The organism is Pseudoalteromonas sp. SG43-1 (assembly GCF_014164415.1).
Taxonomy (GTDB): domain Bacteria; phylum Pseudomonadota; class Gammaproteobacteria; order Enterobacterales; family Alteromonadaceae; genus Pseudoalteromonas; species Pseudoalteromonas distincta.
The window spans coordinates 104324-127536 of sequence record NZ_JACJFD010000002.1 but is presented as its reverse complement, the minus strand read 5'-3'; the positions used below and the strand labels follow the sequence as shown (position 1 = coordinate 127536).

The 23213-nt window shown below is 38.8% G+C and carries 20 protein-coding genes; 13 read left to right on the top strand and 7 right to left on the bottom strand.

Annotation, left to right across the window (positions count from 1 at the left end):
* The first annotated feature begins 77 nt into the window (after positions 1 to 77).
* The 6 genes from bioA (at position 78) to H5159_RS02660 (ending at position 6599) form a co-directional block, all read left to right on the top strand.
* Complete coding sequence (gene bioA / locus H5159_RS02685; protein WP_182715511.1) at positions 78 to 1379, top strand: adenosylmethionine--8-amino-7-oxononanoate transaminase; 1302 nt, start codon at positions 78 to 80, stop codon at positions 1377 to 1379.
* A gap of 171 nt (positions 1380 to 1550) precedes the next feature.
* A complete protein-coding gene (locus H5159_RS02680; protein ID WP_182736348.1) occupies positions 1551 to 2363 on the top strand; it encodes a hypothetical protein in 813 nt (270 codons plus the stop codon).
* Positions 2364 to 3404, top strand: a complete 1041-nt coding sequence (locus H5159_RS02675; RefSeq protein ID WP_024606722.1) for an extracellular solute-binding protein — start codon at positions 2364 to 2366, stop codon at positions 3402 to 3404.
* Positions 3404 to 4903 (top strand): iron ABC transporter permease, encoded by a 1500-nt coding sequence (locus H5159_RS02670; protein ID WP_024597048.1) that lies wholly within the window; start codon positions 3404 to 3406, stop codon positions 4901 to 4903. Before H5159_RS02675 ends, H5159_RS02670 begins: the two co-directional genes overlap by 1 nt.
* A 14-nt stretch (positions 4904 to 4917) precedes the next feature.
* A complete protein-coding gene (locus H5159_RS02665) occupies positions 4918 to 5934 on the top strand; it encodes an ABC transporter ATP-binding protein (RefSeq protein ID WP_182694275.1) in 1017 nt (338 codons plus the stop codon).
* Positions 5935 to 5969: 35 nt separating this feature from the next.
* The gene (locus H5159_RS02660; RefSeq protein ID WP_024604311.1) at positions 5970 to 6599 is read left to right on the top strand and encodes a Vat family streptogramin A O-acetyltransferase; all 630 of its coding nucleotides are present in this window, start codon (positions 5970 to 5972) and stop codon (positions 6597 to 6599) included.
* A gap of 4 nt (positions 6600 to 6603) precedes the next feature.
* Here H5159_RS02660 and H5159_RS02655 read toward each other — a convergent pair whose 3' ends face one another.
* Entirely contained in the window at positions 6604 to 7038 is a 435-nt protein-coding gene (locus H5159_RS02655; protein WP_002961231.1) for an ATP-binding protein, read from the bottom strand.
* Between the two features lie 297 nt (positions 7039 to 7335).
* Between H5159_RS02655 and asnS the strand changes: the two genes are divergently transcribed.
* Positions 7336 to 8733 (top strand): asparagine--tRNA ligase, encoded by a 1398-nt coding sequence (asnS, locus tag H5159_RS02650; RefSeq protein WP_002961230.1) that lies wholly within the window; start codon positions 7336 to 7338, stop codon positions 8731 to 8733.
* Positions 8734 to 8872: 139 nt separating this feature from the next.
* Here the strand turns inward: asnS and H5159_RS02645 are convergent, their stop codons facing one another.
* On the bottom strand, positions 8873 to 9799 hold the full coding sequence (locus H5159_RS02645; protein WP_182692832.1) for an electron transfer flavoprotein subunit alpha/FixB family protein: 927 nt from the start codon (positions 9797 to 9799) through the stop codon (positions 8873 to 8875).
* On the bottom strand, positions 9800 to 10549 hold the full coding sequence (locus tag H5159_RS02640; RefSeq protein ID WP_182715514.1) for an electron transfer flavoprotein subunit beta/FixA family protein: 750 nt from the start codon (positions 10547 to 10549) through the stop codon (positions 9800 to 9802).
* A gap of 221 nt (positions 10550 to 10770) precedes the next feature.
* Between H5159_RS02640 and H5159_RS02635 the strand changes: the two genes are divergently transcribed.
* The 6 genes from H5159_RS02635 (at position 10771) to H5159_RS02610 (ending at position 17654) form a co-directional block, all read left to right on the top strand.
* Positions 10771 to 12417 carry an electron transfer flavoprotein-ubiquinone oxidoreductase gene (locus tag H5159_RS02635; RefSeq protein WP_182779662.1) on the top strand — a complete coding sequence of 549 codons (1647 nt, stop codon included), beginning with the start codon at positions 10771 to 10773 and terminating at the stop codon, positions 12415 to 12417.
* Positions 12418 to 12549: 132 nt separating this feature from the next.
* On the top strand, positions 12550 to 13014 hold the full coding sequence (locus H5159_RS02630) for an acyl-CoA thioesterase (protein WP_024596822.1): 465 nt from the start codon (positions 12550 to 12552) through the stop codon (positions 13012 to 13014).
* A 259-nt stretch (positions 13015 to 13273) separates the two neighbouring features.
* Positions 13274 to 13843 (top strand): outer membrane beta-barrel protein, encoded by a 570-nt coding sequence (locus tag H5159_RS02625; protein ID WP_002961225.1) that lies wholly within the window; start codon positions 13274 to 13276, stop codon positions 13841 to 13843.
* 213 nt (positions 13844 to 14056) lie between these two features.
* Entirely contained in the window at positions 14057 to 14764 is a 708-nt protein-coding gene (gene tsaA, locus H5159_RS02620; protein ID WP_182715516.1) for a tRNA (N6-threonylcarbamoyladenosine(37)-N6)-methyltransferase TrmO, read from the top strand.
* A gap of 85 nt (positions 14765 to 14849) precedes the next feature.
* The gene (locus H5159_RS02615) at positions 14850 to 16574 is read left to right on the top strand and encodes a proline--tRNA ligase (protein ID WP_182715517.1); all 1725 of its coding nucleotides are present in this window, start codon (positions 14850 to 14852) and stop codon (positions 16572 to 16574) included.
* Between the two features lie 234 nt (positions 16575 to 16808).
* Entirely contained in the window at positions 16809 to 17654 is an 846-nt protein-coding gene (locus H5159_RS02610) for a UDP-2,3-diacylglucosamine diphosphatase (RefSeq protein ID WP_182715518.1), read from the top strand.
* Between the two features lie 19 nt (positions 17655 to 17673).
* Here the strand turns inward: H5159_RS02610 and H5159_RS02605 are convergent, their stop codons facing one another.
* The 4 genes from H5159_RS02605 to H5159_RS02590 form a co-directional block, all read right to left on the bottom strand.
* Entirely contained in the window at positions 17674 to 20733 is a 3060-nt protein-coding gene (locus H5159_RS02605) for an ATP-binding protein (RefSeq protein WP_182779661.1), read from the bottom strand.
* 182 nt (positions 20734 to 20915) lie between these two features.
* Complete coding sequence (locus tag H5159_RS02600; protein WP_182719832.1) at positions 20916 to 21128, bottom strand: hypothetical protein; 213 nt, start codon at positions 21126 to 21128, stop codon at positions 20916 to 20918.
* Positions 21125 to 21919, bottom strand: coding sequence for a hypothetical protein (locus H5159_RS02595; protein WP_182779660.1), 795 nt, complete (start codon positions 21917 to 21919; stop codon positions 21125 to 21127). The genes H5159_RS02600 and H5159_RS02595 overlap by 4 nt, the downstream gene beginning before the upstream one ends.
* A gap of 88 nt (positions 21920 to 22007) precedes the next feature.
* Positions 22008 to 23171, bottom strand: a complete 1164-nt coding sequence (locus tag H5159_RS02590) for a hypothetical protein (RefSeq protein WP_182779659.1) — start codon at positions 23169 to 23171, stop codon at positions 22008 to 22010.
* Positions 23172 to 23213 lie beyond the last annotated feature (42 nt).

Genomic DNA, 23213 nt, shown 5'->3' with positions numbered 1-23213 from the left:
TTCATAACGGTGATATTGGCTTAGTCTACGAGTTGAAGTACCATTGTCAACGAAGCCCACCAAGTTAAAGTTTACATATGATTAAAAAGAATACGATTGACCTTGATTTTGATCGTGAGCACATTTGGCACCCATATACATCGATGACTAAGCCAATTCCGGTATACCCTGTTACACATGCTAATCACAATATTATTCACCTCGAAACTGGCGAGCAATTAATCGATGGCATGGCCTCGTGGTGGAGCGCAATACATGGCTATAACAACCCTGTTATAAATAACGCCATGATTGAGCAAATTAATAATATGAGCCACATTATGTTTGGCGGTATTACGCATAACAGCGCGGTAGAGCTGTGCAAAAAAATAGTAAATATAACGCCGCCTAGTTTAACTAAAGTGTTTTTAGCCGACAGCGGATCGGTAAGTGTTGAAGTAGCAATAAAAATGGCGCTGCAATATTGGTTAAGCCAAGGCATTACAACAAAACAAAAATTAATGACGCCTTACAAGGGCTACCATGGGGACACCTTTGCAGCCATGAGCGTATGCGACCCAGTTAATTCAATGCATAGTTTATATTCAGGCTTTTTACCTGAACACGTTTTTGTGCCTGCACCGGTTAGTCAATTTGGGTTCGAGTTTAACCAAACTGAAGCCCAAGAGCTTGAAGAATACTTTAAAGCAAACCACAGCCAAGTAGCCGCCTTTATCATTGAGCCTATTGTACAAAACGCAGGTGGTATGAACTTTTATCACCCTGATTATTTAGCCTGCGTGCGTAAATTATGCACCCAATATAACGTACTGCTAATTTGCGACGAAATTGCCACAGGCTTTGGCCGTACAGGTAAATTATTTGCTGTAGAGCACGCCAATATAGAACCCGATATAATGTGTATTGGTAAAGCATTAACCGGCGGTTCAATGACGCTATCGGCCACTATCACTAGCGATAAAATAGCCATTGGCATAAGCGAAGGTGAAGCCGGTGTTTTAATGCACGGCCCTACGTTTATGGGTAACCCGCTTGCCTGTGCAGCGGCCTGCGCAAGTATTGATTTATTACTTGAACAAAACTGGCAACAACGAATAAAGCAGCTAAACACCCAGCTACAACAACTTAATAAATGCAGTGAACTAGATGCGGTTGCCAATGTGCGTACCTTAGGAGCAATAGGCGTTGTTGAACTGAACGAGGCTGCGGGCAATGTTGATGTTGCTAAAATTCAGGCTTATTTTGTAGAGCAAGGTGTATGGATACGCCCATTCGGTAAACTAATTTACCTTATGCCACCGTATATAAGTGACGACACAAGTATAAAAACACTGTGTGATGCCATTTATAATGCCATTAAAGGCAAGCATTACGCTTAATAGTCGGTCTCAATAACTAATCCTAATACAGGTTATAGCGCTATTTGCTGTAACCTACCGCTACATTTAGTGTTTTTATCTATTAAGCGAGTTTGTAGTTATTGATCTCGTTAACCATTAGCTATATGATAATGTCTATCATTTACAATTACCTTTTTGGACTTCTTTGCTATGAAATTACTATTTAAACCAGCCAAAACTTTAGGTGCAAGCCTTTTACTAGCCTCGGCGTTTATGGCTCAACCAGTATTAGCTAACGGCCCTATTGGCGAGCATGTTAATCATCTTCAAGCTAACCTTAAAAGTTACGCAGAAGAAGTAGAATGGATGGTAGGCAAAGTTGATACCATGGTAAGCGACTACGATACTAAAGGCGCAAAATCTGTAAAAACTGATGATTTAATTGAATATTGGGAATCAGTTAAGTTTCACAGCGCAATAGAAACTAACTTTGTACCAGTATACGCTTCTATTTGGCAGGGTCTTTATGGCGTAAAAATGGCCATTGATAATAAAGAGCCTGCTGATGAAGTTCGTAAACAGCAAAAAGCGATGAACATAGCCTTGTGGCAAGGTCTTGGGGCTGTTAAGCTTGCTGCAAAATTCCAGCAAAAAGGCTTGTTAGACACTGTAAAAGCAACGGCTACAACTCAAATGACACAAAGTGCCACTATTGATGAAATTAAGCACAAATTAGACCGTGTAGTAGCTAAATTTGCTGAGCGTTTACGAGACGAAGCAACTGAAATTGTTCATGATACTTATCTGCACCTGTTTGAAGGCGTTGAAGGAACTCTTATTGAACAAGATGCAAAACTAGTTGAAGTGCTGGAAAAAGACTTTAACGTAACACTGCCACAAGCCATTAAAAACAGCAAAAGCGTAGACGAAGTACGCGATGTGATCAGTGATATGCAAACAAAATTAGACCGCGCTAAGGTTTTAATAGAAAAAGCCGAAAAAGCACGTAAGGATGTATTTTAAGTGAAGCGTAGGACCTTTATTCAAGGCCTAGCTGCGTTAGGGGTGGTTGGCTCATTGCCACTGCCTCTTTCTCGTGCGCTAGCCGCTGATATAGCAAACCCTGTTTCTGTTGACGATTTACCAAAGCTTAAAGGCGAGTTAACGCTTTATTTAGGCCGAGGCGAAGGTGGTTTGTATGAAAACGTATTACAAGCAATCCAGAAAAAAAATCCAGACTTTAAACTCGGTATACGCCGAGGTCCTACTGCTGCTTTAGCAAATACCATTGTTGCAGAAGCTAAAGCTGGCGTTCGCCGCGCTGATTTATTTTGGGCAGTTGATTCAGGCGCAATTGGTTTAGTAACCGATGCTGGCCTTGCACAACCTATCCCAGGTGATTTATCTGCTCAGTTACAACCACAATTTAGATATAAAGAGTGGGCACCTGTAACTGGCCGTATTCGTACATTGCCATATAACACGTCGCGTTTGACTAAGGATCAAATTCCAACAAGTATTATGGAAATTGCCGACAGCGATTTAAGTATTGGCTGGGCGCCCGCCTACGCTTCTTTTCAATCGTTTGTAACCGCAATGCGAATCTTAGAAGGCGATGACAAAACCGCTAAGTGGCTTAAAAAGATTCAAAAACGTGCTAAAACATACGCCGGCGAGCTAGGTGTTGTTATGGGCGTTGAACGCGGTGAAGTTGATATTGGTTTTGCTAATCACTATTACACTTTGCGTTTAAAATCAGGTAAACCTAATGCCAAGCTAGATTTAGCATTTACACAAAATGATGCGGGCTGTTTAGTTAATGCATCGGGTGTATTAGCGCTTAACGACGATCCGCTTGCAACTAACTTTATGCGTTACTTACTAAGTAAAGAAGTACAAGGTTACTTAGCCAGTGAAGCGTACGAAATTCCGTTAGTAAATGGTATTACCCAACCTGAGGGTTTACCGTCACTTGCTAATATTTCTCCACCTAAAGTAGATTTAACACAGCTAGCTGATTTACGCCCTACTATAGATTTGATGCGAAGCAGCGGCGTATTGTAATGAAAATACCTGCCTCTTATCCAATGGCGCTGCTTGCAGCGCTTGTTGCGCTTACCCCTGTTTATGTATTAATTGTGCTTGCAAGCGATGCGAGCTCAGTGTTTGACACCCACAACCTGCAAATTTTAGGTAACACCTTATCGTTAATGGGTTTAACGGTACTTGGGTCTATTTTAATTGGTGTGCCACTGGCGTTTATTAGCGCGTATGTGCATTTACCATTTAAAAAGCTCTGGCTGGTTGTATTTGCAGCCCCACTGGCAATTCCCAGTTATATTGGCGCATTTACACTTTATGCTGCTTTTGGCCCCGGTGGCGAAATAAACACCTTAACAGGAATAGAAACACCATCAATGTATGGCCTAACAGGTGCCGCCATTGTAATGACACTTTATACCTTCCCGTTTGTAATGATGACAACTCGCTCATCCCTACTGAGCCTTGACGCAAGCATGGTTAATGCCGCGCGTACGCTTGGAATGTCGATGACGCAAAGTATATTTAAAGTTATATTACCGCGCGTAGTTAACGGTATTGCAGCAGGCTCTTTGTTAGTCGCGCTTTATACGTTATCAGACTTTGGCACGCCGGCAATGATGCGCTTAGATACGTTTACCCGCGTAATTTATGTTGAATACAACGCCTTTGCGTTAGGGCGAGCTGCCATGCTTTCACTTCAACTGATGGTTATTGTCGGTTTTTTACTTTTAGTTGAATCACAAATAAAAACAGCGCCTGAGCGCCATGGTCGCCCGTTAATTTTATTTCCAAGTAAAGTACAATTAAGTGCCATGTTTGTTACGTTTGCACCTGTTTTACTGCTTGCTATTGGCTTGCCTTTGGCTATATTTTCGCTTTGGTTAGCTCGCGATGGTTTTAGCTCATTTGATTTTAATATTGCATGGAACTCTACGTATGCATCGGGTATTGCGGCAATTGTAGCCGTTATCGTTGCGATCCCCGTTGCACATGCTGCACTGAGTGGAAAAGCGGGTCGTATAATGGAGCGTGTTACTTACTTTGGTTTTGGTATTCCGGGTATAGTAATGGGCACAGCGCTTGTTTACGGTGGTTTGCAGTTGCCGTTTTTATATCAAACACTGGGATTGCTTATTATTGCTTATATGCTGCGATTTTTACCACTTGCTGTAGGCTCTGTTAGAACAAGCACCGAACACTTAGATCCAAGCTTAGTGAAGTCTGCGCGCGTATTAGGGGCAAGCCCACGTGAAGTATTTACTCGCATAACACTACCTTTAACTATGCGCGGTATTATTGCCGGTGCAGCACTGGTGTTTTTAGAGTCAATGCGTGAACTCGAAGCCACGCTATTACTTGGTCCTACAGGGTTTGAAACCCTCTCTACTTATTTATGGCGTGTATACGAAGCGGGCTATTTTGGTCGCGCCGCTATTCCTGGATTATTGTTAGTAGTGATATCTGCCTGCGGGTTAGCTATTATGATGTCTGGCGAAAAACGCAACCAGTTTGAACATTAAGGATTTAAGAAACAATGCTATCTGTAAGTCAGTTGTCTATAGATTATGGCAGTAACCGCGTAGTAAGCGATTTAAACTTTTCGCTGGGTGAAAACGAAATCCTTATGCTTGTAGGGCCAACAGGTTGTGGTAAAAGTACAATTTTACAAGCCCTTGCTGGCCTTATACCTATTAGCGAAGGCGAAATAAACACGGGGAAATGGCGCGCTACTCCCAAATTAACACTACCTCCTGAAAAACGCAGTGTAGGTATGGTGTTTCAAGATTTTGCGTTATTTCCGCACTTAACCGTACAGCAAAACATTTGCTTTAGATTAAAAGATACAGCCCCTGCTGAGTATTGGATAAACCTACTTGGGTTGAGCGATTTTAGAGATAAAAAACCAGCAACACTTTCTGGCGGACAAAAGCAGCGCGTTGCACTTGCGCGTACCCTTGCCCACCAACCTGACTTTGTATTACTTGATGAGCCGCTTTCAAACTTAGATGCCGCCCTTAAAGACATGCTTCGTTGGGATATTAGAAACGCACTTAAAGCCGCTGGCGTACCTGCTATTTGGGTAACACACGACCAAGAAGAAGCACTCTCCGTTGGCGACCGCGTTGGTGTGCTTAAAGGCGGCGAAATTCAGCAAATCGATACACCCGAGCGCTGTTTTAGTACCCCAAACAATCGCTTTGTGGCACGCTTTTTAGGTGAAGCCAGCTTTATTAGCGGCCAATTTAGCCAAGGACAAGCCACTACCTCAATTGGTAATGCGCCCGCTCATGGCGTTGACTGTGAAAGTGGCGACGTTGATGTACTACTTCGACCAGACGATGTGTTACTTGTACAAAGCAGTGTTGGTAATAACGGCGAAGTGATTTGGGTACGCTTTGAAGGTGGCAGCCGCTTGTGCGCTGTAAAACTTGCGTGTTCTACGGTGGTAACTAGCCGAGTAAGCCATGAAGTTGTGGTAAACCCAGGCGACGAAGTGCATGTATCACTAAGCACATCGCACCCACTAGCCGTTTATAAATCTATAGATTAATATCTATACCTAACTCAAAGTTAAGAGGAAACCCCATGAACGGACCAAACCCCAATAATCCTTCACCAATGGAAGGTTTTCCTCAAGTAGGTTTTTTAAAAAACTATATTACTTCTATCAATATTGAAGTAGGCGATTATACATATTATGACGATCCTGATGGCCCTGAGAATTTTGAAAAAAATGTGCTTTACCATTTCGATTTTATTGGGGATCGTCTGATCATAGGTAAGTTTTGTGCGATAGCTAAAGACGTTACTTTTATAATGAATGGCGCTAACCATCAAACTTCTGGATTTTCTACTTATCCATTTTTTATATTTGGTAATGGCTGGGAAAAATTTGTACCAAAATCAAATGATTTACCCTTTAAAGGCAATACAGAAATTGGTCATGATGTTTGGATTGGTTATAACGCTACAATTATGCCCGGGGTAAAAATTGGCAGCGGCGCTATTATTGCCAGTAAATCAGTTGTTACCTGCGATGTACCTGCTTATAGCGTTGTAGGTGGAAATCCCGCTAAAGTGATAAAAACCAGATTTGACGATAAAACAATAAATACGCTGCTAGATATAGCTTGGTGGGATTGGAGCAATGAAAAAATCACTGCTCATTTAGATGCCATTACACAATGCGATATAAAAGCCTTATCTAATCTCTAAGTGATTACCACTCAAACATGTAGGCCATTTTACTTATTGTTTTTAGCGGCACATTATGTGAGTTTCGTTTAGCGTATAGGTGCTGCATAGCTTTGTCTTTTACTTCACCCACTATCACTTCTTTTACTTGATAACCTAAAGCAACGGCAGCTTGAGAGTAAGCTATAAATTCCCATTTTTTAATATTGGTGTTATCTACAATCACCAATGGAATGCCTTGAGCAAGTGCATTTATAAAGCGCGCCAAATTTAAATTATGAAATTGTGGTAACTTAAATTTATCGAAATGATATTCGCCCTGCTCATTATTAAAGTAATCATCAGTTGAGCAAATTAGATACTGACTTTCGTCGGCTCCACCTAATTCGTCAGCAAGGCTTTGCGCGTAGTAAGACTTACCACTTCCTGGTAGTCCTCGTAAAATAAAAACTTGTTTCATAGCATCGATTTTTTAAGGGTGAATAAATATTAATTTAGTTTGGATGTTAATAATGCCACAAAATCATTAAATTTCAGAGCAACAAATCATAATAGTGGCAATTAAACTCTAAAAACTGTTTAAAAATAAACCGCATGCATAAAAACTTTTAAAGAGTTGCCCACAATAGTTTTTTTATTTAACTTTACTAGGTAAGATACAGGGTTCAAGTGCAGCGCCGTTTATGTGCAATTTATGCCCGCGTGTTGCGCACAGTTAAAATAAAATAGTTAGGCAACTTATATCATTGGAGTGAAGATGAGCCATTTAGCGATTTCAGAGCTATTAAAAGGCAATGTTGCGGTAGACAGCCAAGTAACAATTAAAGGCTGGATCCGTACTCGCCGCGATTCAAAAGCAGGAATTTCATTTTTAGCCGTTCATGACGGTTCGTGTTTTGATCCTATTCAAGCGGTAGTTCCTAATTCACTGAATAATTATGATGAAGTTACTAGCTTAACAGCCGGTTGTTCTGTGTCGGTTACTGGTGTTTTAGTTCAATCTGCTGGCCAAGGTCAATCTTACGAAATTCAAGCTAACTCAGTGACTGTATTAGGTTGGGTAGAGAACCCAGATTCATACCCAATGTCGGCAAAGCGCCACAGCATTGAGTACTTACGTGAGCACGCTCACCTTCGCCCTCGTACAAATATGATTGGCGCGGTAACTCGTGTACGTAACTGTTTAGCACAAGCTATTCACCGTTTTTACCACGAGCAAGGCTTTTACTGGATCAGCACGCCAATCATTACGGCAAGTGACTGTGAAGGCGCGGGTGAGATGTTCCGTGTATCAACGCTTGATATGCAAAACTTACCACTTACAGACAAAGGCGATGTTGATTACAGCGAAGATTTCTTCGGCAAAGAAGCATTCCTTACTGTATCTGGTCAGTTAAATGGCGAAACTTACGCGTCTGCAATGTCAAAAATTTATACATTTGGCCCTACATTCCGCGCAGAGAATTCAAATACATCTCGCCACCTTGCAGAATTTTGGATGGTAGAGCCTGAAGTAGCGTTTGCAGATTTAGAAGACATAGCAAAACTTGCTGAAAACATGCTTAAGTATGTGTTTAAAGCCGTACTTGAAGAGCGCCGTGATGACATGGAATTTTTTGCACAACGTGTAGAAAAAACCGCAATTACGCGTTTAGAAGAATTTGTAGATAAAGACTTTGCACAAGTTGACTACACAGACGCTGTAGAAATCCTTAAAAACTGTGGCAAAAAGTTTGAGTACGCTGTTGAATGGGGCGTAGATTTACAGTCTGAGCACGAGCGTTACTTAGCTGAAGAGCACTTTAAAGCACCGGTAGTTATTAAAAACTACCCACGTGATATTAAAGCATTCTACATGCGCCAAAACGAAGACGGTAAAACCGTTGCCGCAATGGACGTTGTAGCACCTGGTATTGGTGAGATCATTGGCGGTTCACAACGTGAAGAACGCCTTGATGTACTTGATGCACGCTTAGAAGAAATGGGCTTAAACAAAGAAGATTACAGCTGGTACCGCGATTTACGTAAATACGGTAGCGTGCCGCACTCAGGCTTTGGTTTAGGCTTTGAACGCTTAGTTGCTTATGTAACAGGTATGGGCAACGTACGTGACGTTATTGCCTTCCCTCGTACTAAAGGCAGCGCAACTTACTAATACTAAGTTAGCCGTTTATAAATACTAAAAACCAGCCAATTGGCTGGTTTTTTTGTGTCTTTAATTTACCGAATAAAAAAGCCGCAGCACTCAAAGAGCACCACGGCTTTCAACCAGAATAAGTTTGTTTATTTAAAGGCTATAAAGCACTCTCTAACTGTGGCAGTACTTCAAACAAATCAGCCACTAAACCGTAATCTGCAACTTGAAAAATAGGTGCGTCAGGGTCTTTATTAATCGCGACGATTACTTTTGAGTCTTTCATGCCGGCTAAATGCTGAATAGCACCGCTGATACCTACTGCAATATATAAGTTAGGTGCTACAATTTTACCTGTTTGCCCTACTTGCATGTCGTTAGGTACAAAGCCTGCATCAACTGCTGCACGCGATGCACCAATAGCTGCACCTAGTTTATCGGCAATACCATTAAGTAATGCAAAGTTTTCGCCGTTTTGCATACCGCGACCACCCGATATGACCACACTAGCAGCTGTAAGCTCAGGGCGTTCTGATTCTGTTTGCTCAACACTTACAAAGCTGCTTAATTGCGAATCTGATACTGTATCAATGCTTGTTATAGCAACAGCTGATTGCTCACCTTGTAAATCAAAGCTACTGGCACGTACGGTAATTACTTTTTTACTGTCGAGTGATTTAACCGTGGCGATTGCATTACCTGCATAAATAGGTCGTTTAAATGTATCGGCGTCCACTACTGCGATAATTTCAGAAATTTGCGCAACATCTAATAGCGCGGCAACACGTGGCATAAAGTTTTTGCCCGTTGTAGTAGCACTTGCAACAATGTGGCTGTAGGTGTCGCTAAGTGATAAAACTAAATCGCTCATGTTCTCAGCTAACTGATGTTCATAAACGCTATTATCGGCAACTAAAACATTAGCTATGCCATCAATGCTTGCAACTTGTGAGCTCATTGCGCTTAAGTTGTTACCTGCTATTAGTACATCAATAGGAAAGCCCATTTTTACTGCAGCGTTAATAGTTTTTGAGGTTTCTGGTTTTAAGGCACCGTTGTCGTGCTCTGCAATTACGAGTGTTTTCATTTAAATCACCTTTGCCTCTGTTTTTAATTTTTCTACAAGCTGTGCAACGTCTTCTACAATAATTCCTGCGGTGCGTTTAGCTGGCTCTTCAACACTTATTAATTGCATACGCGGTGTTAAATCAACACCAAGCGAATCTGCTGCTATTACTTCAAGCGGCTTACGTTTGGCTTTCATAATATTTGGCAGTGATGCATAGCGAGGCTCATTTAAGCGTAAATCAGTTGTAACAACCGCCGGTAAATTAAGTGCTACCGTTTGCAGCCCGCCATCAACTTCGCGAGTTACGTTTACTTTGCCATTTTCAATAACAACTTTTGATGCAAATGTACCCTGCCCGCGATTAGTTAATGCAGCAAGCATTTGACCTGTTTGATTATTATCTGAGTCAATTGACTGCTTACCTAAAATGACAAGTTCAGGCGTTTCTTGCTCTACAATTTTAGCGAGTAGTTTTGCAATATGAAGTGACTCGAGCTTTTCATCGGTTTCGATGTGAATGGCTTTGTCAGCGCCCAATGCTAATGCTGTGCGTAATTGTTCTTGTGATGCTTTTGGACCAATAGTTACGGCAACCACTTCAGTGGCGGTACCGGCTTCTTTAAGGCGAATTGCTTCTTCTATAGCAATCTCACAAAACGGGTTCATTGCCATTTTAACGTTGGTTAAATCAACGTCGCTGTTATCACTTTTAACGCGTGCTTTTACGTTGTAATCAATCACTCTTTTTATTGGTACGAGAACTTTCATAGGAACTCCATAATTATTTAAACCTACAAGGTAACGTGCACGTCAACCTATTTATTTTATGAAATTAGACTACTTCCTGTTGACGTAAACGTCAACCTAAAATAACCTTTAACTATTCACAGTCTGTAACGTTTAATTTGCAAAGTTATAAATAGGCTGTACACCTTATTTAAATGCGTAGTAAACATTCAAATAAGTCCGTCATAGATAAAGAGGTTATTATGGTCGAACGTGAAACCATGGAATTTGATGTAGTAATTGTTGGTGCAGGCCCTGCTGGGCTTTCAAGTGCAATTAAACTCGCGCAATTAGCACAAGAAAAACAACAAGAGTGCATGATTTGCGTAGTCGAAAAAGGTTCTGAAGTAGGTGCACATGTACTCTCTGGTGCTGTTTTTGAAACCAGAGCTTTGGATGAACTACTACCTAATTGGCAAGAGCTTGGCGCACCGGTTACAACCAAAGTAACTAATGATGAAATTTATTGGTTTAATAACGAGCAAAAAGCGACATCAATCCCCCACTTTGCTACACCAAAAACATTTCATAATGATGGTAACTTCATTGTATCTATGGGCAATGTATGTCGATGGCTTGCAGAGCAAGCTGAAAGCTTAGGCGTAGAGATATTTCCAGGATTTAGCGCACACTCTTTAATAATTGAAGATGAAGCAGTAAAAGGCATTATTACTGGCGATATGGGTGTAGACAAAGATGGTAATGAAAAAGACGGTTACATGCCAGGCATGGAGCTTCGTGCAAAATACACTATTTTTGCCGAAGGTTGCCGAGGTCATTTAGGTAAACAACTAATCAATGAGTTTGCACTTGATGCAGATTCATCGCCGCAGCATTACGGTTTAGGCTTTAAAGAAATCTGGCAAATAGATGAAAGTAAACATGAGCTTGGCAAGGTAGTTCATGGTACAGGTTGGCCACTTAGCGGCGATACTAATGGTGGTGCATTTATGTATCACAGTGAAAACAATCAAGTTGTTGTTGGTTTAATTGTTGATTTAAATTACTCAAACCCACATTTGAGCCCGTTTGATGAGTTTCAGCGAATGAAGCACCATCCAGTATTTAAAAACGTACTTGAAGGCGCTGAACGTATTGCTTACGGTGCGCGTGCTATTGCTAAAGGTGGCTTGCATTCATTACCAAAAATGCATTTTGCTGGTGGTTTACTTGTAGGGTGTGATGCAGGCACTCTTAATTTTGCAAAAATTAAAGGTAATCACACTGCAATGAAATCGGGAATGATTGCCGCTGAGGTTATTTTTGAAGCATTGCAAAATGAGTTAGCAAATACCGATTTAACTCATTATCAAACTGCGTTTGAGCAATCGTGGGCATATAAAGAGCTATACCAATCTCGTAACTTTGGCCCTGCTATGCACAAGCTCGGTAAATTTTTAGGTGGTGCGTACAATACGCTTGATCAAAACATTTTTAATGGCGGTTTACCCTTTACGTTTAAAGATAATACGTCCGATCACTCTACCCTTGTTGATGCTAACGCCGCTGACAAAATTGCATATCCAAAACCAGATGGACACCTTAGCTTTGATAAACTCTCAAGTGTGTTTTTATCAAATACTAACCACGAAGAATCACAGCCGTGTCATTTAAAGCTTAAAAATACGTCAATTCCTATTAACGTAAATTTAGTTAAATTTGATGAACCCGCACAACGTTATTGCCCAGCAGGCGTTTACGAAGTACAAGAAATTGCAGGCAATAAAGAGTTTGTTATTAATGCCCAAAACTGTGTGCACTGTAAAACTTGCGATATTAAAGACCCAAGCCAAAACATTACATGGGTAACACCTGAAGGTGCGGGTGGGCCAAATTATCCTAATATGTAACTAAATTATGCGCTGTATAGCTATATAACTACGTTTTTTACATATAAATTATAAACATATCCTAAATTGCAGGGGCTTCGGCCCCTTTTTTACGTTATGCTAATAGTAGTTTTAATAATAAGAGTGTTATTTATGCCGTCGTCAAAAGTTATTTTTCGTTTTTTAGCAGAGCCTACTGATGTTAATTTTGGTGGTAAAGTTCATGGTGGGGCCGTCATGAAGTGGATTGACCAAGCAGGTTATGCGTGCGCTGCAGGTTGGAGCGGTCATTACTGCGTAACTGTTTCGGTTGCGGGTGTTAAATTTAGACGCCCTATTTTAGTGGGTCAAATAGTCGAAGTAGAAGCTAAAATTGCCCATACGGGTAGAAGTAGCATGCAAATATTTATTCAAGTTAGGTGTGGCGATCCAAAAACGCAAAATATGGTTGAAACAAACCATTGTGTTATCAGCTTTATTGCAATGGATGAAACGGGCTACCCAATAGAAGTGCCTTCGTTTAAAGCAGTGACCGATGAAGACATTAAATTAGAAAATTACGCTATAAAAATGAAAGAAATAGCAATTGAAACAGAAAACTTGCTTCATAAAGTCTAATTAGTAATTTAAATAGAGTAAGGCTATGTAAAAAACTCATTATACTTTGTAAAACATACAACCTATTTTAGAGTACACGATTACACAAAAGTTCACTTTGATTATAAAACACGCTAAACAATGTAAAAACCAATACAAAAGAACCAATTATGGCGTGTTTTTAATCCATTTTAATATTGGCACGCTCGCTGCAAGTAGATAATTGAAGTTTGATTAATGAAATCAAGCATTTGATTATTTTTTGTAAAGGAGCTATTCAATGATTAAAACACTTTCTCTTTCAGCTATTGCACTAGCAACACTGGGTTTTAACTCTGCAGCACACGCTGACATTTCTGATTTCGATTCTCCACGTATTTATACTGGTATCGGTTACGGTCAATATTCTTTTGAATTTGAAGACAGTGACAACGACACTGACTTTGACGACGATGCACAAATGCTTAAAGGCTATATTGGTACTCAGTTTAACGAATACCTAAGCTTAGAACTTGCTTATCAAAACTTTGATGAAGTAAGTGATATAGACAGCAAAGCTGAAATTGATGGCGTATCGCTTGCCGCACGTTTGGGCTACCCAATAACAGAGAGCTTTTCTGTATATGCAAAAGGCGGTTGGCTTGAGTGGGATGCAGATTACACACAAGATTTACCAGTAGGTGGTGTAACAGCTTCTACAGATGGTGGTGATGCATTTTACGGTGCGGGTATTGAATACGCACTTACAACAAATGTACAGTTTCGTTTAGAGTACGAACGCTACAAACTTGATGACGATATTGATCCAGACATGGATGTAGCATCTGTATCAGTTCAATACATGTTTTAATTAATCTTTAACATGTTTGAAAAGGGTAAGCTTATAAGCTTGCCCTTTTTTGTTTTAGGTCCTTTTTAAATATATTAATACAAAATATAAACCACTCAGTCTAATAATTGATTTCAAACCGATTGGTCTATAAGCAATAAACTTACTTACACTAATGCCATAAATACTAAATGCAGGTAGAATAGCGCTCTATTTTATTTGTACCCGAGTACTATGAGCGATTATACCATTTCGGCTATTGGCCACATTGAATCTCCTTATAAACAAAAGTTTGCTATACCTAGGCAGCCTCGTTTAGTGCCACAAGCCAAGGCAAAACTTATTTTTGCACCTGATTTTAATCGCGAAGAGTTCGTACGTGGTTTAGATGAATTTACTCATATTTGGTTGTTATTTCGTTTTCATGAAACGGCCGATAAAGGTTATTCTGCGATGGTGCGCCCACCACGTTTAGGTGGGAATGAGCGAAAAGGTGTATTTGCTACCCGCGCTACATTTAGACCAAACGCGATTGGTATGAGCGCAGTAAAACTTGATGGTATTGAATATAAAAACGGACAACTTAGTTTATTACTCGCTGGCATTGATTTACTTGATGGCACCCCCATTATCGATATTAAACCGTACTTACCCTATTCAGATGCAATGCTTGACGCCAGTGCTGGCTTTGCAGATACACGCCCAGAAACACAAATGACGGTTGAATTTAGCCCTCAGGCAATTGAGTTTGTTAATGCGCAAACACAATACCCAGATTTACATGATTTTATAGCTAATGTTTTAAAACAAGATCCCCGCCCTGCCTATAAAAAACAAAAAGACGGCGAGCAAAGCTATGGTATGACTTTGTACAATTATAATATTCGCTGGCAAGTCAATGGCGAGCATAACGTAGTAACAAACATAGAAAAAACTAAATAACTCACTTAGCGCTTTAGTGTAAAAGCTTCCGCTGTTAAACTTAAGCTCTATTAAAAGAACATAATTACTCTATTTCGGAAAAAACATGCGTACAAGCCAATATATACTCGCAACACTTAAAGAAACGCCATCAGATGCTGAAATCGTATCGCATCAGTTAATGCTTAGAGCCGGTATGATCCGTCGCGTCGCTTCGGGTTTATACACTTGGTTACCCTCTGGTTTACGTGTGCTACGTAAAGTAGAAAACATTGTACGTGAAGAGATGGATAAAGCAGGTGCTATTGAAATGCTAATGCCTGTAATTCAACCCGCTGATTTGTGGGAAGAGTCTGGCCGTTGGAATGAATTTGGTCCTGAGCTTATGCGCTTCACAGACCGTCATAACCGTACGTTTGCACTTGGTCCAACACACGAAGAAGTAATAACTGATTTCGTACGTAAAGAAATAAGCAGCTACAAGCAGTTACCAGTTACTTTATATCAAGTACAAACTAAAGTACGCGACGAACGCCGCCCTCGCTTTGGTGTGATGCGAGCTCGTGAATTTACAATGAAAGATGCCTACTCTTTTCACTTAAGTGAAGAATGTTTAGATGCGACTTATCAAGCGATGCATAAAGCATACTGTAACATTTTTGAGCGTTTAGGCCTTGATTACCGCCCTGTACTTGCTGATACTGGGTCTATTGGTGGTAGCCTATCGCACGAGTTTCATGTACTTGCTGAGTCGGGCGAAGATGCCATTGCATTTAGTGATGGCAGTGATTACGCAGCTAATATTGAAAAAGCAGAAGCACTAGCGCCAAACGATCCACGCCCAGAAGCAAGTAAAGAGTTAAAAGCATTCCCTACTCCTGACGCTAAAACAATTAATGAGCTTAAAAAGCATTACGGTGTAAAACCTCATCGTGGTGTTAAAACCTTAATTGTTTACGGTGCACCTGATGAAAACGATGTACGTGGTTTAGTGGCGCTTGTACTTCGTGGCGATCATGATTTAAATGAATTAAAAGCTGAAAAGCACCCATTAGTAGACTCTCCGCTTGAAATGGCAACAGAGGCAGATATTGTTGCTGCTATTGGTGCAAAACCTGGTTCATTAGGCCCTGTGGGCTTATCTATGCCTATTATTGTTGATAGAGCCGCTAATATCCTTGCTGATTTTGTTGCCGGTGCTAATAAAGACGACGAGCATTACAGTGGTATTAACTGGGATCGTGACGTAACTGATTACGAAGTTGCTGATATTCGTAATATTGTTGAAGGCGATATGAGCCCATGTGGCCAAGGCGTTTTACAAATAAAACGCGGTATTGAAGTAGGTCATATATTCCAACTTGGCACTAAATACTCAGAAGCAATGAAAGCGGGAGTATTAAACGAAGGTGGTAAAAACCAAACCATGACCATGGGTTGTTACGGTATTGGTGTTTCACGTATTGTTGCAGCTGCTATTGAACAAAACAACGATCAATACGGGATCATTTGGCCAAAATCAATCGCGCCATTCGATTTAGCGATTGTTCCAATGAACATGCACAAATCGCATCGTATTCCTGATATTGCAAATAACCTTTACCAGGGTTTAAAAGATGCAGGTCTTGATGTGTTATTTGATGACCGTAAAGAACGCCCTGGTGTTATGTTTAATGACATGGAGCTAATTGGTGTACCTTACACGCTTGTAATTGGTGAGCGTAACCTTGACGAGAATAAAGTTGAGCTTAAAAACCGCCGCACCGGTGAAAAGCTAATGATTGATATTGATACAGCAATTGATGCAATTAAAGCGGCTGTTAAAGGTTAATAACACGCACGCTCAAAATAGACTAAAAGGCCGCATTTAAAATGCGGCCTTTTTTATGCGCGATTAATAGCAATACGTAATAATAGCTGCTCAATGACTCACCTTTCCTAGCTTTGTAGAAATCATTTAATTACGTGCCTTGGTATAAATTGTCATGGAGGCTTCGCTAAAGTGTCTCATAAGTGTCATTAGGTTTATCTACAGTGTTTAATTATTACACTATGGATGACGGGCATGACAAACAATCAACTGCGTAAAAAACAACATTATCCAGCCATTTGGATATCTGATGTTCATTTAGGTTACAAAGATTGTAAAGCTGATTACTTACTTGATTTTTTAAACTCGGTAGAATCCGACACACTTTATTTAGTGGGTGATATTATTGACTTATGGTCAATGAAGCGACAGTTTTATTGGCACCCTTCTCATTATGAAGTATTAAACTGCATACAAACAAAAGCAGCTAGCGGTACACGTGTTATTTATATTCCCGGTAATCATGATGAAGCGTTTAGAAACTATATAAATCAAACATTATTTGGTGTTGAAATCCACCAGCAGTTTATTCACACCACTAAAGCTAATAAACGGTTTTTACTTATACACGGCGACGACTTTGATTCAGCGACTCGTTATAACAAACTTGTTAGTATTGCGGGGGATGCAGGATACGACTTTTTATTATTTTTAAATCGCTGGACCAATCGTATACGTAAAATATTTGGTGGTAACTACTACTCGCTTGCATCGTGGATAAAAGCTCGGGTACACAAAGCTCGAGAAGCGATTAGTGCCTTTGAAGATGCCGCAGTTCATGAAGCTAAAAAACAAAACGTAGACGGTATTATTTGTGGACACATTCACCATCCCAAAATTAAAGTGGATGACGGTATTATGTACTGTAACGATGGTGATTGGATTGAGAGCTGTACTGCGCTTGTAGAGCAGGAAGATGGAAAGATAGAATTACTACATTGGTCAGATACACAATTTATACTCGATAGCGCAGACATAGCTATTCTTAACACGCCTTTAAATACGTCAACAAATACCAAACCAAAAAAATCAGCTGCTTAGCAGCTGATTTTCAAAACGATTAACTTAACCAAGTAATTAGCTTGTCTTTTAAAGTTTGTGGTTTAATTGGTTTAGTAATGTAGTCGTTCATTCCAGCAGCTAAACAACGCTCTCTATCACCTTCCATCGCACTCGCTGTCATAGCGATAATCGGTATGTGAATATAATCTACCCCGGCCTTACTATTTCTGATTTCACTTGTTGTATCATAGCCATTTAAATTGGGCATTTGGCAATCCATTAAAATAACATCAAAAGCTTGCTCTTCGTTTTCTCTCAGTGCTTCTAAGGCTTCTATACCGTCTGACGCACAAGTGATTTTTACTTTAGTACGTTTTAATATTGCCTTAGCTACTTCAATGTTTATCATATTATCGTCAACTAATAATACATGATACGCAGATAGGTCAGGCTCTACTTGTTCCTCTTCCAAGCCTTTTGGTGGCGCTATAATGCAATCATTACTGGCACCAAATAAGCTGGCTAACTTATAGCTAAATTGATCTTGGGTAAGCGGTTTATTTAGAATGTGGCTACCCTCAGGTAATATCATTTTAGTCGGTTTATCGGTCACCATGTCGCGTAAAATTAAGACGTACTTTTTATTAAACTGTTTACAATAATCAATAAGGGCATCAATTTGAGGATGCTCATCGTCAATCAATAATAAATCAGCCTCAAACTCTTTATGCTCACTAAAGTAGTCGAGTCTTACAATGTTTTCTGCATTTACTTTACAGGTTAGTAGCAATAAATCGCACACGTTTTTATAAACGTTATCGCGCGCTATTAATGCCGCTACGTTAATACTTGTAGCAAGTTCAATACCTGTGTTTAGTTTTTTCTCTTGTGCTACATGTAGCTCAACCGTTGCGGTAAAGGTACTACCAGCACCCTTTTCACTTATAACCGTAATATTACCACCCATTAACTGAGCAAGTTTTTTACATATAGATAAGCCTAAGCCTGTACCACCAAAATGACGGGTTGTACTTGAATCTTCTTGTGTAAACACTTCAAATAGTTTGTCTATGTTCTCTGGCGCTATACCAATTCCGGTATCTTTTATTGTATAGCTCATTAATAACTTTGAGTCGGTAATGTACTTGGAGCCGACAGTTAAACTTACTTCACCTCGGTGGGTAAATTTAAAAGCATTATTAACTAAGTTAATTAAAATTTGTTTAAGGCGATGGCTGTCGCCAATAACCATTCTGTCTACTACATCTTTAGTATCTAAAAATACTTCAAGACCTTTGCGCTGGCCCTGTAACGCTAAAGAGCTAATCATATCGCTACATACTGTCACAACATCAAATGTATGATTATCAATATCAAGCTTACCCGCTTCTATTTTCGAAAAATCGAGAATATCGTTAATCAAGTTCATCAGTGAGTTAGCACTGCTATTTGCTAGTTTTAAATAATGGAATTGTTGATCGGTTAAGCCATCTTCTTTGAGCATTTCAAGCATCCCTAGTACGCCATTCATTGGTGTGCGTATTTCGTGAGAGATATTTGCTACAAAGTCACTTTTTGCTTGGCTTGCTGCTAATGCTTGGTCAATTGCACGTTCTAGTTCAATGGTCCTTTGTGAAACCTTTAGCTCCAGAGTACTGTTTAACGCTTCGAGCTCTGATTGCGTATTTTTTAATGAGCTAATATTTCTTAAAATAGCGGCTACCTGATAACGGTTATTATATACGTCAAAAATACTGCTGAGCGTAATTGAAAAGTATTGTTTATTGCCATAACCATCTGTGTAGATAGCTTCAAACGGCATTTTTGACCCGTTTGAAATAGTCTCTTCTATACAGTTGTTATCGACTTCATTTAAGTTAAATAAAGAGACAAAGTCAGGACTAGCACCTGTAATTGAAGTACCAAAAACCTCTTTAGCCGTGCTGTTAAAGTGAACAATTTCGCCAGTTTGCTCAATTGTAAAAATAGCATCCAGTGAGTTTTCAATTACTTTATTATTTTGCTCTTTTAACGAATTAATTAACAATTTACGGTTGATGAAACGTTGGTATAAAAAAGCAATAACTAAAAATATGCTAAAAAATACCACTAACATTGCAATAAAGTTTTGACGTCTCTCATTCACCTTTGCAAACAATGTTTTTGTATCAACACTTACACCAAGCTCTAAAGGTAGCATGGCTATATCACCCTCAAACGAAATTCGTTTTTTTAAAGTGTAAGCCACTGGATAATTACTTATTGGTAAAGTGCCTTGCTCTGTCATGGTAGTTGCAGTGGAGAATTCTTCAGACCATGTTTTAGTTTTATTAAATTCAAAACTGAATCGAAGTTGTGGGTTTGGATGATATAAAAATTCACCTTCATTATTCATAAGGTAAACCTGCGTCCCTTGTGGAGATTCAACTGTTAAATCTTCAAGTAATTTATCCGCAAAGTAATTAGTAACTAATATTGCAAATATTTTATTATTTTCATCAAAAACAGGCTTAGCAACACGAAAAGTGCTTATATAAGGTTCTTGTATCTGTCCATTTTCACGGTTGTAGTTAATTGGAGAAATATAAACACTTTTCTTATCAAGCATGCTTGCTTTGATTATGTAATCGCGTTGACCTTTTTTTTGTAATTGCAGACCTTGCAGTCGATTAATCTCTCCAAGTTGATTTCGGTCAACTCTAACAATCTCTTGACCACCATCTTCGAGCATAATATAGCGAGCTTGCAAAATACTGTCATCGGTCTGCATAAAACCAGTAAAAATGCTTGCTAAGCGCTCTTGCCAAACATCTATTGGCGTACCAAGAACGGGATCAATTAGTTTATTTTCTTTAGCGCGGGTAATGCCTTGTATTGGTGGTGTAGCATCTAAAAAGCGAATGGCGGTAACACTGTCTTTAAGATGTTTTTTTAATGAAAGGCTTTTTGTTTCAAGTTCACGCTTTAATTCTATTTGAGCTGAATTATAAACATCACTTCTTACTTTTTGATCGAACATATATAGAGAAGGCAAAGCTATAAGAACAAATATTATTGTTGCAACGAGCATTAATTTATTATTTTTTGTTACATTCAACAAAATATTTCTTTTTAGCATTTACCTTCACCATAAATTTTTATTGTTATTAGTATAGAGCATTATAGAAATAATTGGACCATCTAACTAATCAGTTATCCTTATTAATTCTAATTTTTTACATATTTAAGTACTAATGTACTACCTAAAAAGCTGTATTTGCAAAAGGTTAATTCAAATTAACAAACGTTGGACCTAAAGGACTATTTAGGAATGCTCTGATTGTTCAGACCTTCTTTCACAACAAATATGACTATAACCATGCAGAAAATAAACCCTCCTCCTATACAGATATAGTTGATTATTGGATTAGACTCAGTATCAAGAGTCATTGCTAAGAGCCCATAACTCAAAAGCATTAAACCAATAAGTGACGCAGCCATTAATCTAATGTGTTTTTTTGTGGTTTTTTTCATTCTATTACTCCTTGTTCCCTAGCAATACTTTCTAAATTCTTCAAAAATTGAATCGATTCATGCGTTATGTCTTTAATCATAAACTTAGGGTCTATTTTAAGTTCACCTTCATCTATTTCACTGTTACTAACAGTCTTTAAAAAAACAGCTTTGCCTTCATCATGCAGTGATATTTCTGTCGGTATTTGATTTGTTTCATACTTAAATTTACGCATAAAGTCTATTAAAGGCACATCTAAAAAACCAACAAACGTTTTTCCAAAATAAGTATCTTCTCGAGCTCGTTTTAAAAGCCAAGTATATTCAGCAGATGATAGAAATTGGCTTGGGAATGAGTTCGTTTTTACTGTTTGGACTTTTTCATCATCAAAATACCCTATAAATAAATTTTCGCCCTCCTTTTCGTAGGCAATATAATTATTAGGGTCGTTTTTAGGATCTAAGCTCATTTCATAAATTTGTTCTTTAGTAAATCCTGGCGCATATTTCATCATATCAGTAAGAGCTTTATCACCACCTTCTTTATTTACAGAATAATCCAATCTATATGCGATATTTTTTTGATGATCTAAAATATATTGTCCATCATCTTTAATAGTCATTTCTGTAAAGGTTTTATTTGGCAAAACATAGTCTGTACGAAGGTATTTATCGGTGACTTTTATTTTAATGTATGCAAAATGAGTTAACTCTTTAGTGACTTGATAATTGAGTGAAAGGTTATTTTGTGCGTGTGCATAACCACACAAACTTGCGGTAAGAACGACTATAAATTTAAATATATTTTTCAAAACTTTATCCTTAAAAGTTAGCAACCTAAAAACGGCGTGACCACGCTGCATTGAACTGTAATCAGCGCCTATACAAAAGTACCTATCATTAAGTAGATATAATTTTTGGCAGGCTCATAACAAGTATAATGAGTATAAACAAAAAAACGAATAGCCCTACGTGAAGTTTAAATGGGTAAACCATTTGGCTTGTTCTGTCTAACGATACTGGATATTTATATTTTAATAATGAAAACACAAGTGTTTTACTATCAACACTCCAATGAGACAGTGGGATACTCTGCCCCTTTGTTGTACTAAATACTAGTGAGATTAAATGCGACCTTTTAGTTGTTCTTCCAATTGCTCCTTCAACTGAGTCGTAATCGTAATTCCACTTAGCCTCAATGCTAATAATATCCTGCTTAGTTAATGTACGCGGTTTTTGATCGGTAAATAATAATGCAGGTAAATAAAGCTCATCATCGTTTATGATAATGGAGCTTAAGGGCGCTGTTTTTATAAAATAGTATTTATTACAAACAATAACCCTAGCGAAGTAATAACTTGCATAAGTTATTACTAAAAATGCAAAAGAAGGTTTCCAGTTTTGTGATGAGAACGCAATAAATAGCGAAAGCAAAGCAAAACACACAACAATGAAATGAACTAAGTTTTTCTTACTATCAGGGAGTGGTAGCGCGCATCTAAGTATAGGAATATTATTTTTAGCCTCAGCATTACCTAAAATAGTATTTTGTGGGAATATTTTTGAAAATTTGTTTACTGTTGCTGAGTTTGTTTTTTCAGCCTCGGCCTCTTCACGTTTAGCAGTATAAACGCGCTCAACGGTTGAAAGCTTATTCACTAATAGCTGCGCTTGTTTAGCTTGGTTAAAACACCTAAACGTGTAGGTACTAAGCTTGCCTTCTGCTGAGGTGTAATTAATATCAATCACACTAATGGCTTTATTATCTTGGCATGAAATTGTTTTAATCGTGCTAGTGTCAATGGTATGGTGACTAAACGTAAAGATTTCTTTCTTAAAAAAATAAGCCCCCAACTTTATATCTATTTGATTATTGTGTTCATCAAACTTTAACCGATGTTGAAACATCAAAAGCACAATAATTAATAAAACGTCAAGCCCATCGCTTGTATCAACAATCAAGCCTTGACTTAAAACACCTAGTACAAGCCCTGCTACAGTTAGCCAAATTAGCAACCATTTAATCGTTTCTAATAGTGATTTTAATATAATTGAATTAGCCAAAATTCCCTCTTTAAATAAAAAGAGCATGCTTAGGTACATACT